The organism is Variovorax xiamenensis, assembly GCF_050916385.1.
Classification (GTDB): domain Bacteria; phylum Pseudomonadota; class Gammaproteobacteria; order Burkholderiales; family Burkholderiaceae_C; genus Variovorax.
In genome coordinates this window covers 5556011-5568713 of the sequence record NZ_CP139038.1, presented here as the reverse complement: position 1 = coordinate 5568713, position 12703 = coordinate 5556011, and the positions used below count along the sequence as shown (strand labels likewise).

General features: G+C 68.5%; 11 protein-coding genes. All 11 read left to right on the top strand.

Annotated elements, in window-relative coordinates; all coding sequences use genetic code 11:
- The 11 genes from SFB74_RS25300 (at nucleotide 1) to SFB74_RS25250 (ending at nucleotide 12607) form a co-directional block, all read left to right on the top strand.
- The gene (locus tag SFB74_RS25300; RefSeq protein WP_432727103.1) at nucleotides 1–1299 is read left to right on the top strand and encodes an EAL and HDOD domain-containing protein; all 1299 of its coding nucleotides are present in this window, start codon (nucleotides 1–3) and stop codon (nucleotides 1297–1299) included.
- A gap of 108 nt (nucleotides 1300–1407) precedes the next feature.
- On the top strand, nucleotides 1408–2244 hold the full coding sequence (locus tag SFB74_RS25295; protein ID WP_432727101.1) for a CheR family methyltransferase: 837 nt from the start codon (nucleotides 1408–1410) through the stop codon (nucleotides 2242–2244).
- Nucleotides 2241–2906, top strand: a complete 666-nt coding sequence (gene cheD / locus SFB74_RS25290) for a chemoreceptor glutamine deamidase CheD (protein WP_432727100.1) — start codon at nucleotides 2241–2243, stop codon at nucleotides 2904–2906. The genes SFB74_RS25295 and cheD overlap by 4 nt, the downstream gene beginning before the upstream one ends.
- Before the next feature lie 56 nt (nucleotides 2907–2962).
- On the top strand, nucleotides 2963–3979 hold the full coding sequence (locus tag SFB74_RS25285) for a protein-glutamate methylesterase/protein-glutamine glutaminase (RefSeq protein WP_432731993.1): 1017 nt from the start codon (nucleotides 2963–2965) through the stop codon (nucleotides 3977–3979).
- A 36-nt stretch (nucleotides 3980–4015) separates the two neighbouring features.
- Complete coding sequence (gene cheY, locus SFB74_RS25280; RefSeq protein WP_164546721.1) at nucleotides 4016–4411, top strand: chemotaxis response regulator CheY; 396 nt, start codon at nucleotides 4016–4018, stop codon at nucleotides 4409–4411.
- A gap of 1 nt (nucleotide 4412) precedes the next feature.
- Nucleotides 4413–5057 carry a protein phosphatase CheZ gene (gene cheZ / locus SFB74_RS25275; RefSeq protein ID WP_432727098.1) on the top strand — a complete coding sequence of 215 codons (645 nt, stop codon included), beginning with the start codon at nucleotides 4413–4415 and terminating at the stop codon, nucleotides 5055–5057.
- 141 nt (nucleotides 5058–5198) lie between these two features.
- Nucleotides 5199–6356, top strand: coding sequence for a flagellar biosynthesis protein FlhB (gene flhB, locus SFB74_RS25270; protein ID WP_432727096.1), 1158 nt, complete (start codon nucleotides 5199–5201; stop codon nucleotides 6354–6356).
- Nucleotides 6353–8455, top strand: a complete 2103-nt coding sequence (gene flhA, locus SFB74_RS25265; RefSeq protein WP_432727094.1) for a flagellar biosynthesis protein FlhA — start codon at nucleotides 6353–6355, stop codon at nucleotides 8453–8455. Before flhB ends, flhA begins: the two co-directional genes overlap by 4 nt.
- A complete protein-coding gene (gene flhF / locus SFB74_RS25260) occupies nucleotides 8452–10968 on the top strand; it encodes a flagellar biosynthesis protein FlhF (RefSeq protein ID WP_432727092.1) in 2517 nt (838 codons plus the stop codon). The genes flhA and flhF overlap by 4 nt, the downstream gene beginning before the upstream one ends.
- A gap of 10 nt (nucleotides 10969–10978) precedes the next feature.
- Complete coding sequence (locus SFB74_RS25255) at nucleotides 10979–11836, top strand: flagellar biosynthesis protein FlhG (RefSeq protein ID WP_432727091.1); 858 nt, start codon at nucleotides 10979–10981, stop codon at nucleotides 11834–11836.
- A gap of 36 nt (nucleotides 11837–11872) precedes the next feature.
- Nucleotides 11873–12607 (top strand): RNA polymerase sigma factor FliA, encoded by a 735-nt coding sequence (locus SFB74_RS25250; RefSeq protein WP_432727089.1) that lies wholly within the window; start codon nucleotides 11873–11875, stop codon nucleotides 12605–12607.
- Nucleotides 12608–12703 lie beyond the last annotated feature (96 nt).

Here is a 12703-nt window from a genome sequence, read left to right as displayed (position 1 = left end):
ATGCGGTTCGATTTCTTCCGTCGCTCTTCCGAAGACGCAGGCGCCGGCGCGGATGCGTCCGCGCAATCCGAGGCCAATTCCGAAGGCCACGTGACCTACGCGATGCTGCTCGACGCGCAGCGTCGCGTCATCGGCTATCGCATGGCGTGGCGCACCGCGGGCGCAGACTCCGGCGCTTCCGGCGCCGCGGGAGTCAAGGCGCTCATGGACACGCTCTCCATGCACCTCAACCCGGGCGGCGACGGCTGGCTGCTGGGGCCGCAGCTGCTGTTCGTCGACGTGACGGTCGACGCGCTCTTCCAGAGCGAGCTCCAGTCGCTGCCGCCGCAGCAGGTGGTGCTGTGCATGCGCGCCGAAGAACTGATGGACGCCGACCTGCGCTCCATCCTGCTGTTCCTGCGCGAACAGGGCTTCGGCTTCATGCTGTGCGGTGCCTCCGGACTGCCCGAGGACCCGGAGCTGCGCTCCATCGTCACCCACTTCGAGGTCGGCGCGCACGATGTCGCCACCGTGGAGCGGCTGCGGCAGGACGTGCAGCTGGGCCACCCGCCGGTGGAACCCGTGGCCTCGCGCGTGGAAGACTGGAGAGAGTTCGACGCTTGCGCCGCGCGGCGCGTGAACGTGTTCGTCGACGGCGCGTTCCGCAATCCGCCGGTGCTCGAGACCGAAGACGCGCTGCAGCCCGAATCGCTGCTGATCGTGCAGCTGATGCAGATGCTCCAGCGCAACGAAGACCTGCGCGTCATCGAGGCCGCGCTCAAGCACGACGCGGCGCTCACCTACCGCCTGCTGCGCTACATCAATTCGCCTGCGGTGGGCATGGCGGTGGAAATTCATTCGCTGCGCCACGCGGTGGCCATGCTCGGCTACTCGCCGCTGTACCGCTGGCTCTCGCTGCTGCTGGCCACCAGCAACAAGGCAGGCTCGCCCTACATGATGAAGAAGGCCATCCTGCGCGGGCGCTTCGTCGAACTGGTGGGGCAGGGGATGCTTCCGGCCAGCGAGGCCGACAACCTGTTCGTGGCGGGCATGTTCTCGCTGCTCGACCAGCTGCTGGGCGTCTCGATGGAAGGCGTGCTGCGCAAGGTGCAGCTCACCGAGTCGGTGCAGCAGGCCATTCTTTCGCGCGGCGGCCTGTACGGCCCCTTCGTGGCGCTGGCCGAAAGCTGCGAGCTCGACGACGGGCAGGCGGCGCGCCTGTCGGAGGCGCTGTTCCTGAGCCCGGCGCAGGTCAGCGCGGCGCAGCTCTCGGCGCTGGTGTGGGCGCAGGACGCCGGCCCGGCCGCGGGCGAGCCATGAAGCGCGGGAGGCCTGAAGTGCTGAAAGTGCAAGGCATTTGCGCGTCTGATCGGTCCATTGGAAACGGTGGGCGCTATGTACATTGAAAGCCATCCTTCCAGGCTGGCCGTGACAACCGAGTTCCTCTTCACCGATAGCGACTTTTCCCGGATACGGACCCTCATCCACCGCCGCGCAGGCATCGCCCTGGGCGAGCAGAAGCGGCAGATGGTCTACAGCCGGCTCTCGCGGCGGCTGAGGGAGCTCCAGCTGCCCGACTTCGCCTCGTACCTCGACTGGCTCGAACAGCGCCAGGACGGCGAGGAGTGGCAGCTCTTCATCAACTCGCTGACCACCAACCTCACCTCGTTCTTCCGGGAGGCCCATCACTTCCCGACGCTGGCCGAGCACGTGCGCAAGGCGAAGCAGCCCGTCACCGTGTGGTGCGCGGCGGCATCGACCGGCGAGGAGCCTTATTCGATCGCCATCACGCTGATGGAGGCTCTGGGCGACAAGGCCGCCGCCTCGCGCGTGATCGCGACCGACATCGACACGGCCGTGCTGGCCAAGGCCTCCACCGGCGTGTTCACTGCCGAGCAGGTGCGCAGGCTCGCACCCGAGCGGCTGCGGCGCTTCTTCAACAAGGGCACGGGCTCGAACGCCGGCAAGGTGCGCGTACGCCCCGAAGTGGCGGCGATGGTGAAGTTCTCGCGGCTCAACCTGCTCGACAGCGCCTGGGCGGTGAAGGAGCCGGTGGACGCGATCTTCTGCCGCAACGTGATGATCTATTTCGACAAGCCGACGCAGAAGAAGGTGCTCGACCGCTTCGCGCCGCTGCTCAAGTCCGACGGCCTGCTGTTCGCCGGGCATTCGGAGAACGCGTCGCTGGTCAACCAGGCCTTCCGCCCGCTGGGGCAGACCGTGTACGAGCTGGCACGCACCCGTGCCGCGGGTGCTTCCTCATGACGGCCGCCTCCAACGCTGCCGCGCCGGGCTCGGTGGCAAGCCACCATTACTTCGACCGCGACGTCGGCCTCATGGCGGTGAAGCTGCTGCCCTCCGAGTACTACGTGACATCGAGCAACACCGTGCTCAGCACGGTGCTGGGCTCCTGCGTGGCCGCCTGCCTGCACGACCGCGAAGCCGGCGTGGCCGGCATGAACCACTTCATGCTGCCCGACGACGGCGAGCCGGGTGCCGGGGCCGGCACGCGCGATGCCGCCGAATCGATGCGCTACGGCGCCTACGCCATGGACGTGCTCATCCGCGAGCTGGTGCGCGCGGGCGCGCGCCGCGACCGGCTCAAGGCCAAGGTGTTCGGCGGCGGCGCGGTGCTGGCCAACATGACCACGCTCAACATCGGCGACCGCAACGCCGACTTCGTGCTGCGCTACCTGAACAACGAGCGCATCGAGGTCGCCGCGCAGGACCTGCGCGGTCCGCACGCACGTCGCGTGTGCTTCGTGCCGTCGACAGGCAAGGCCATCGTGCGCAAGCTGCGCGCGCAGACCGAGGTGCGGCAGCTGCAGCACGAGGAAGGCGAACTGCTGCGCAGGCTTTCAGGCCAGCGCGCGGCGTCGGCGACCGCTGCCGAAAACAACAACAGCAACAGCAAGGGAAACCTGTGAGCGTCAAAAAGATCAAGGTGCTGTGCGTCGACGACTCGGCGCTCATCCGCAGCGTGATGACGGAGATCATCAACAGCCAGCCGGACATGACCGTGGTGGGCACGGCCGCCGACCCTCTGGTGGCGCGCGACCTCATCAAGGTGACCAACCCCGACGTGCTCACGCTCGACGTGGAAATGCCGCGCATGGACGGGCTGGAGTTTCTCGAGAAGCTCATGCGGCTTCGGCCCATGCCGGTGGTCATGGTCTCCTCGCTCACCGAGCGCGGCTCGGAGATCGCGCTGCGCGCGCTCGAGCTGGGCGCCATCGACTTCGTGACCAAGCCGCGCCTGGGCGTGCGCGACGGCCTGCTCAACTACACCGAGCTGATCGCGAACAAGATCCGCACGGCCGCCAGCGCGCGCCTGCGGCCCGCCGCAACCGCGCGGCCCAGCGGCGACCCGCCGCAGGAGTCTTTGCTGCGCAGCCCGCTGCTGAGTACCGAGAAGCTCATCATCATCGGCGCCTCCACCGGCGGCACCGAGGCCATCCGCGAAGTGCTGCAGCCGCTGCCGCCCGATTCGCCCGCCGTGATGATCGCGCAGCACATGCCGGCCGGCTTCACGCGCTCGTTCGCGCAGCGCCTGGACGGCCTGTGCCGCATCAACGTGAAGGAGGCCGAGCACGGCGAGCGCGTGCTGCCGGGCTATGCCTACATCGCGCCCGGCGGCTTCCACCTGTCGCTCGCGCGCAGCGGCGCCAACTACGTGGCGCACCTCGACCAGGAGCCGCCGGTGAACCGCCACCGGCCGTCCATCGACGTGCTGTTCGATTCGGCCGCCAAGCATGCCGGCAAGAACGCCATCGGGATCATCCTGACCGGCATGGGCAAGGACGGCGCCGAGGGCCTGCTTCGCATGCGGCGCGCTGGAGCCCACACGCTGGCGCAGGACGAAGCCAGCTGCGTGGTCTTCGGCATGCCGCGCGAGGCCATCGCGCTGGGCGCGGTGGACGACGTGTCCCCGCTGGCCGAAGTGAGCCGCCGCGTGCTGGCGCACCTTCGCACGTTCGGTGAACGTGCGAACCGAGTTTGAGAGAAAGAAAACGACCTTGGAGTTGGAAATATCGTGATGGACAAGAGCATCAAAATCCTGGTTGTGGACGACTTCCCGACCATGCGCCGCATCGTGCGCAACCTGCTGAAGGAACTCGAGTTCCACAACGTCGACGAGGCCGAGGACGGCGCCGCCGGCATCGAGAAGCTGCGCGGCGGCAACTTCGGCTTCGTGGTCTCGGACTGGAACATGCCCAACATGGACGGCCTGACCATGCTGCAGACCATCCGCGCCGACCCGGAGCTCAAGAAGCTGCCGGTGCTGATGGTCACGGCCGAGGCCAAGAAGGAGAACATCGTGGCGGCGGCGCAAGCCGGTGCCAACGGCTATGTGGTGAAGCCCTTCACCGCAGCCACGCTGGAAGAAAAAATCACCAAGATCTTCGAGAAGCTGGCCAAGGAGGCTGCGTGACATGAGCCAGAACACTGCCGCCGCCGTCGCGGAATCCGCCAACACCACCGAAGAACTGCTGGGCCGCATTGGCCAGCTCACGCGCCAGCTGCGCGAAGGCCTGCGCGAGCTGGGCCTCGACAAGCAGGTGGCCAGGGCCGCGCAGGCCATTCCGGATGCGCGCGACCGCCTGAGCTACGTGGCCGCCACCACCGAGCGCGCGGCGCACCGCGCGCTCAACGCCATCGACGTCGCGCAGCCGCTGCAGGAGGCGCTGGCTACCGATGCCAAGGGCCTGAGCAAGCGCTGGGACGAGTGGTTCAAGAACCCGATCGAGCTCGACCATGCGCGCGAGCTCGTGCTGGACACGCGCGGCTATCTCGACGGCGTGCCCGAGCGCGCCAGCGCGATCAACTCGCAGCTCATGGAAATCCTCATGGCGCAGGACTTCCAGGACCTCACCGGCCAGGTCATCAAGAAGATGATGGAAGTGGTCAACGACGTGGAGACGCAGCTGCTCCAGGTGCTGATCGACAACTCGGCGCCCGAGAAGCGCCACGAGGCCGCGCAGAGCCTTCAGAACGGCCCGCAGGTCAAGCCAGGCAACCCCGACGCCGTCACCGACCAGGCGCAGGTCGACGACCTGCTGGAGAGCCTCGGCTTCTGATCGCGAGGGCCTGCCAGGCCCTTTCTATTGTCCGAATTGCAGGGCTATCAGGGCCCTGATCGACAGATTGTTCCGGAGGGTCGAATTCAATAATTTGGCCATGAGCAAGGCGTACTTCGCCACTGCTGGTTCGGAGCATGAATGGCTGAGGAAAGCGATCTCGAGAAAACGGAACCCGCCTCCGAGCGGCGCCTGGAAAAGGCCCGCGAGGAAGGCAACGTAGCCCGTTCGCGCGAGCTCACCACCTTCGTCATGCTGGGCACGGCCTGTGCCGGCCTGTGGCTCGCGTCGGAGTCGCTCGGCACGAGCATGAACGGCGCGCTGCGCATGGGCCTGCAGTTCGATCGCGCGAGCGCCTTCGATTCCTCGTACATGCTGTCCCGCACGGGGCTCATGTCGATGCAGGCGCTGGGCGCCATCGGCCCGATGTTCGCGATGATGATCGTCGCCGCCGTGGTCGCGCCGATGATGCTCGGCGGCTGGCTCTTCTCCACCAAGTCGGTGGCGCCGAACTTCGGCAAGCTCAATCCCCTGGCCGGCATCGGCCGCATGTTTTCCGCGCAGTCGCTCGCCGAACTGCTCAAGGCGCTGGCCAAGTCGGCCCTCATCGGCGGCGTGGCCTGGTGGGTGGTGTCGAGGGACATCGGCACCCTGATGGCGCTGATGGCGCAGCCCGCGCAGTACGCATTGCCGCACGCGATGGTGCTGGTGGCCAAGCACTGCGTGCTGATCGCGGCCACTCTCTTTCTCGTGGCGCTGATCGACGTGCCCTTCCAGCTCTGGAGCTACTACCGCAAGCTGCGCATGTCGCGCGAGGACGTGCGCCAGGAGCACAAGGAAAGCGAAGGCGATCCGCACATCAAGGCCGCGATCCGCCGCCAGCAGCAGCAGATGGCACGCCGCCGGATGATGTCCGAGGTGCCCAAGGCCGACATCGTGCTGACCAACCCCACGCACTTCGCGGTGGCGCTCAAGTACCAGGAAGGCGGCATGCGCGCGCCGCGCGTGGTGGCCAAGGGCACCGAGCTCGTGGCCGCGCGCATCCGCGAGCTCGCCAAGGAGCACAAGGTGGCGATCCTCGAGGCGCCGCCGCTCGCGCGTTCCCTCTACAGGCACACGAAGCTGGGCGACGAGATCCCGGCCGGCCTCTACACCGCAGTGGCCGAGGTGCTGGCCTGGGTCTACCAGCTCAGGCGCTGGAAGGCCGAGGGCGGTGAAGCGCCGCGCACACCCACCGATCTGCCGGTTCCCGCAGACCTTCAATACACCGCCGCCGAAGCGGCAGAGCAAGCCGCATGAACGCGATGACAAACCTGATGCGCATGCCCGCGCGCTTCTTCCCGGGCTCGCAGCTCAAGGGCCTGGCCGGGCCGCTTCTCATCATCATGATCCTGAGCATGATGGTGCTGCCGCTGCCGCCATTCCTGCTCGACCTGCTGTTCACCTTCAACATCGCCATGTCGGTGATGGTGCTGCTGGTGAGCATGTACACGATGAAGGCGCTGGACTTCGCGGCCTTCCCGGCCGTGCTGCTGTTCTCCACGCTGCTGCGCCTGTCGCTGAACGTGGCCTCCACGCGCGTGGTGCTGATGAACGGCCACACCGGCCCAGACGCGGCGGGCAAGGTGATCGAGGCCTTCGGGCACTTCCTGGTGGGCGGCAACTTCGCGGTGGGCGTGATGGTGTTCATCATCCTCGTGCTCATCAACTTCATGGTGATCACCAAGGGCGCGGGCCGCATCGCCGAGGTGGGCGCGCGCTTCATGCTCGACGCGATGCCGGGCAAGCAGATGGCCATCGACGCCGACCTCAACGCCGGCCTGATCGGCGAGGACGTGGCCCGCAAGCGCCGCCAGGAAGTTGCGCAGGAGGCCGACTTCTACGGCTCGATGGACGGTGCCAGCAAGTTCGTGCGCGGCGACGCGATCGCGGGCCTGCTCATCATGGTCATCAACATCATCGGCGGCCTGGTGGTGGGCATGGTGCAGCACGGGCTGGACTTCTCCACGGCCGGCAAGACCTACACGCTGCTGGCCATCGGCGACGGCCTGGTGGCGCAGATCCCGGCACTGGTGATCTCCACCGCCGCCGGCGTGATCGTCTCGCGCGTGACCACCGACGAGGACGTGGGCAGCCAGCTCACGGGCCAGCTCTTTTCCAACCCGCAGGTGCTCTTTCTTACGGCCGGGATCGTCGGCCTGCTGGGCATGATCCCGGGCATGCCAAACCTGGCCTTCCTGCTGATCGCGGGCGGCCTGGTGTGGCTGGGTCGCGGGCTGCTGCTGCGCCAGCCGAAGCAGCAGGCCGCGCAGGAGGCCGCCGCCGCGCAGGCCGCGAACCTTGCCGCGTCGTCCGCCGAGACGGCCGAGGCCACATGGGACGACGTGGCCATGGTCGACCCGCTGGGCATGCAGGTGGGCTACCGGCTCATTCCGCTGGTGGACCAGTCGCAGCAGGGTGAATTGCTGGGGCGCATCAAGAGCATCCGCAAGAAGATCGCGCAGGAAGTGGGCTTCCTGGTGCCGGTGGTGCACATTCGCGACAACCTGGAGATCAAGCCCAACACCTATGTCATCACATTGAAGGACGTGGAGATCGGCCGCGGCGAGGCCTTCCCCAACCAGTGGATGGCCATCAACCCGGGCCAGGTGAGCGGCACGCTGCCGGGCACCCCCACGCGCGACCCGGCCTTCGGCCTCGCGGCGACGTGGATCGACGCGAGCCTGCGCCAGCAGGCGCAGGTGTACGGCTACACGGTGGTCGATGCCTGCACGGTGATGGCCACGCACCTGAACCACCTCATACAGACGCACGCCGCCGAGCTGCTGGGCCGCCAGGAAGTGCAGCAGCTGCTCGACCAGATCGCCAAGACCGCGCCCAAGCTCACGGAAGACCTGGTGCCCAAGGTGCTGTCGCTCAGCACGCTGCACAAGGTGCTGCAGAACCTGCTCGACGAAGAGGTGCCGATCCGCGACATGCGCACCATCCTCGACGTGATGGCCGAGCACGCGCCGACCGTCAAGGACCCGACCGAGCTCACCACGCTCACGCGCCTGGCGCTGGGCCGTGCGATCACGCAGCAGCTCTTCCCGGGCGATGCCGAGATGCAGGTCATCGGCCTGGACGGCTCGCTCGACGGCGTGCTGCAGCAGGCCCTCACCAACAGCAGCGGCATCGAGCCCGGCATCGCCGACAACCTGCTGCGCCAGGCGCAGGCAGCCATCACGCGACAGGAGCAGATGGGCCTCGCGCCCGTGCTGGTCGTTCAGCACGCGCTGCGCGTGCTGCTGTCGCGCTTCCTGCGGCGCAGCCTGCCGCAGCTCAAGGTGCTTTCGCACGCAGAAATTCCTGATTCCCGAACCATCAAGGTCACCACCGCCATCGGAGGACGAGGTTGAATTCCCCCCAACAGACAGACGTGCGCGCCACCGCGCGCAAATTCGTCGCGGCCACCAGCCGCGAAGCCCTGCGACTGGTGAGGGAGGCGCTGGGCGCCGACGCCATCGTGCTCTCGCACCGCGCTACTGCGGAAGGTGTGGAGATCGTCGCCATGGTCGAGGGCGAAGTGCAGGGCGTGCTGCAGCAGGGCGGCAGTGCGCCCGCGAAGCCCATGGCGGCTCCGGTTGCGGCGGCCCCGGTGGCACCTGTGGCTCCTGTTCCCGCACCGGCCGCACGTGCGATGCAGATGCCGGCGGCGCCGGCTCCAGTCGTGTCGGCCGCACCGGGCGCAGCACCTGCTCCTGCCGACACCGTGCTCGAAGAGCTCCACTCCATGCGCGGCATGATCGAGGAACAGCTCGCCAGCGTGGTGTGGAACGACAGGCAGCGCCGCGATCCCGTGCGCGGCCGCCTCCTGCGCACGCTGCTGGGCGCCGGCTTCAGCGCACGGCTTTCCAAGGCCATGCTCGAGAAGCTGCCTACCGGCCGCACCTATGCCGAAGGCATGGCCTACGTGCGCTCGGAGCTGATCCGCGCCGTGCCCGTGCATGAGGACGAGGACGCCCTGTTCGCGCAGGGCGGCGTCTATGCGCTGATGGGGCCGACCGGCGTGGGCAAGACCACCACCACCGCCAAGCTGGCCGCGCGCTGCGTGATGCGCTTCGGCGCCGACAAGCTCGCGCTGGTGACCACCGACAGCTACCGGATCGGCGCCTACGAGCAGCTGCGCATCTACGGCCAGATCCTCAACGTGCCGGTGTACGCGGTGAAGGACGCCGCCGACCTGCACCTGGTGCTGCGCGACCTGCGCGAGAAGCACATGGTGCTGATCGACACCGTCGGCATGAGCCAGCGCGACCGCGCCGTGCCCGAGCAGATCGCCATGCTGGGCCAGAGCCCGCGTCCTGTGAAGAAGCTGCTGCTGCTCAACGCCACCAGCCACGGCGACACGCTCAACGAGGTGGTGCACGCCTACCGCCACGGCAACGAGCTCGCGGGCTGCATCTTCACCAAGGTGGACGAGGCCACGCACCCGGGCGCGCTGATCGACACCGTCATCCGCCACCGCCTGCCGGTGCACTACATCTCCAGCGGCCAGAAGGTGCCAGAGAACCTGATGCAGGCCGACCGCGCGCAGCTGGTGGACAGCGTGTTCGAGCCGCGCCAGCACAGCCCGCTGTTCGTGCCCGCCGAGAGCGACCTGCAGGAAGACGCCGCCTCGGCAGGCGCTTCGCAGCAGGCCGTGCAGGTGGCCCAGGGAGAGACCGACCTGCTGCGCCTGAAGTACCAGAACCTGATCCGTGCCATGGCGCACGACGCGCAGGAACTCGCCACCACCGCGAGCGCGCTGGCCGGCGCGCAGATCGGCTTCGAGCGCGCCCGTTCGCTGTGGCGCCAGGCAAGCGACGAGGAAGCGGGCCAGAAGGCCGTGCTGCAAGACCTGCTGGTGCACGCGCGCGGCGAAGTGGCCGCAGGCTGCGAAAGCCATGTGCTCGCGCTGTGCGGGCAGGTCGGGCTGCGCTCGAACGAAGGCGGCGATGCCTACGAATGCCATGGCAGCCTGCTGCTGTCGGACCGCACGGGCCTGCCACTGGCGGCGCCCAACCAGTGGCTCTCGACCGCGGCCACGCGCGGCGCGAAGGATGCCGCCCGCAAGCCGGGCGCACGCCAGGTGCCGTGGCTGCGCCAGCAGGACTTCGGCTCCCGCCCGCTGGTGCATCTGCTGACGAGGCTGCCCGGCATCGAGGCCATGGTGCAGTGGCAGGCCGCCGGCCAGCGCTGGCTGGCGCGCGCGCCGGGCTCCACCGCGGTGATCGACATGCGCACCGGTTCGCCGGACACGCTCGCACGCATGGATTTCGAGTTCGGCGAAGGCCGCCCCGTGCGCTTTCGCGGCAAGGCGGCGCTGCTTTCCGAGGCGCATGCCGACGTCGTGCTGCGCTTCAATGCGGCCGCGATGGCGGCGGGCATCGGGCGCGACGAGATGCCCGCGCTGCGCTGCGTCGCCACGCGGGTGGTCGACGCGCGCAGCGGCAACGTGCTCGCGCTGGGCCATGCGCTGTCGAACGTCGGCACCGAGGTTTCCGCGCGCCAGCTCGCGCAATGGCTGGGCTGGGCCGTGGAGGCAGAGCCCTGCTTCCGCCTGATGCGCGACGGCGTGCAGCTGGTGGGCGGCATCGGCGAGCTGGGCGACCCCGACATCATGAAGCGGCTGCTGATCGCCGGCCAGATGACCACCACCGTGTGGCGCCTGCTGCAGGCAGAAGGCGAATGGGCCGACCGTGCGCGCGCGCTGCTGGGCCAGCTCACCGGGCGCCCGGCGCGCAACGGCCGCGCCATGAGCGGCAGCGCGCTCTATGCGGGCGTGGGCAAGCTCTTCCTGCTGCTGGATGCGCTCGGCACCGAGTCGAGCGCGCCGGTGCAGCCGCCCCGCGCGCTGGAGAAGCCGCAGAAGCTGGAGCGGCAGGATTGAGGGTAAGGCAATGAACAAGCTGGTCGCGGATCAGGCGGACGGCCTGCGGCGCCTGCTCGCCCCGACGCAGGCGCGCGTGGTCGCGGTGCTCGGCATGGGCCCCGGCGCGGGCGGCACCACGGCTGCGATGAATCTCGCCGTGGCGCTGGTCGGGCAGGGCCGCAACGTGCTGCTGCTGGACGAGCACTGCCCGGCCGAGGGCTCGGCCTGCGAGGTCTGGGACATCGATCCGCTGGGCAGCCTGGTCGACGTCGCGGGCGGACGCCTCACGCTGGACGGCGCCGAGGTGCGCACGGCCTGCGGCGTGCACGTGCTGCCGGCGCCGCCTTCAGCGGTAACCGGTGCGATGGATGGCGCAATGGATGGCTCAACGGATGGCTCAACGGATGGCTCAACGGATGGCGCCATCGATCCGCGCAGGTTCTGGTACGACGGCGTCGTCGTCATCGATGCGGCCTTCGACCGCGAGGGCCGCCTGTCGCCGCTCGCGCAATGCGCGGACGACCTGCTGCTGGTGCTGCAGCCGCATCCCGCCTCGGTCACGTCGGCGTACGCGGGCATCAAGCGCCTGCACCACGCGCACGGCCTGAAGCAGATGCGCTTTCTGCTCAACGGCGTGGCCGACGTGCAGGCGGCGCGGCAGATCATGAACAACCTCGCCCATGCCGGCAGTCGCTATCTCGCGCTGTCGCTGCAGGCCGCGGGCTGGGTGCGCTTCGACCCGCTCGTCGCCGATGCGTGGCGGCTGAAGAAGACCATCGCGGAGGCGTTTCCCGCGAGCGACGCGGCGGTCGACTTCCGCCGCGCGGCGGGCGACTTGGACCGATGGCCGTGGCCCGAGGCAGCGCCGCTGCAGGCCGTGGCCTGAGCCCGCCGGCTCCGCACCGAGGAAGGAAGCACGGCCATGTACACCGCACAAGGAACCATCGAGAAATCGCACCTGCTCGCGCAGCACCAGCCGCTGGTGCGCCGTATCGCGCTGCAGATGATGGCGAAGCTGCCGGCCAGCGTGGAGCTGGACGACCTGATCCAGGCCGGCATGCTGGGCCTGCTGGACGCATCCGCACGCTACCAGGACAACCGCGGCGCCCAGTTCGAGACTTTCGTGAGCCAGCGCATCCGCGGCGCGATGCTCGACGAGCTGCGCGCCGCCGACTGGGGCTCGCGCGGCCTGCGCCAGTCGGCGCGCGGCATCGAGAAGGCGATGCAGGCGCTGGGCCACAGGCTCGGGCGTGCTCCCACCGAAGGGGAGATCGCCAGGGAACTGAAGATGGACATCGAGGCGTACCAGTCGCTGCTGCAGGAGATCCAGGGCTGCCAGCTTCTTTACGTCGAGGACTTCTCCAAGGACGATGCCGACAACGGTTTTCTCGACAGCCATTCGCAGGATGCGCGCAAGGACCGGCGCAGCAGCGACGACCCGCTGGAACAGCTGCTGGAAAGCGGCTTCCGCCACCAGCTGGTGGATGCCATCTCGGCGCTGCCCGAGCGCGACCAGCTGCTGCTGAACCTCTACTACGAGGAAGAGCTGAACCTGCGCGAGATCGGCGCGATCCTCGAGGTGAGCCAGTCGCGCGTCTGCCAGCTGCACAGCCAGGCGATCAGCAGGCTGCGGGCGAAGCTGAAGGACCTGCTCTAGGGGCGTCTTCGTTCGCCACGAGGTGACGGACAGGCGCTGAACGGGCGTTGAATAGGCGTTGTCCGTCAGCGAGGCGAGCCCGCCTCCGGCGCGCAA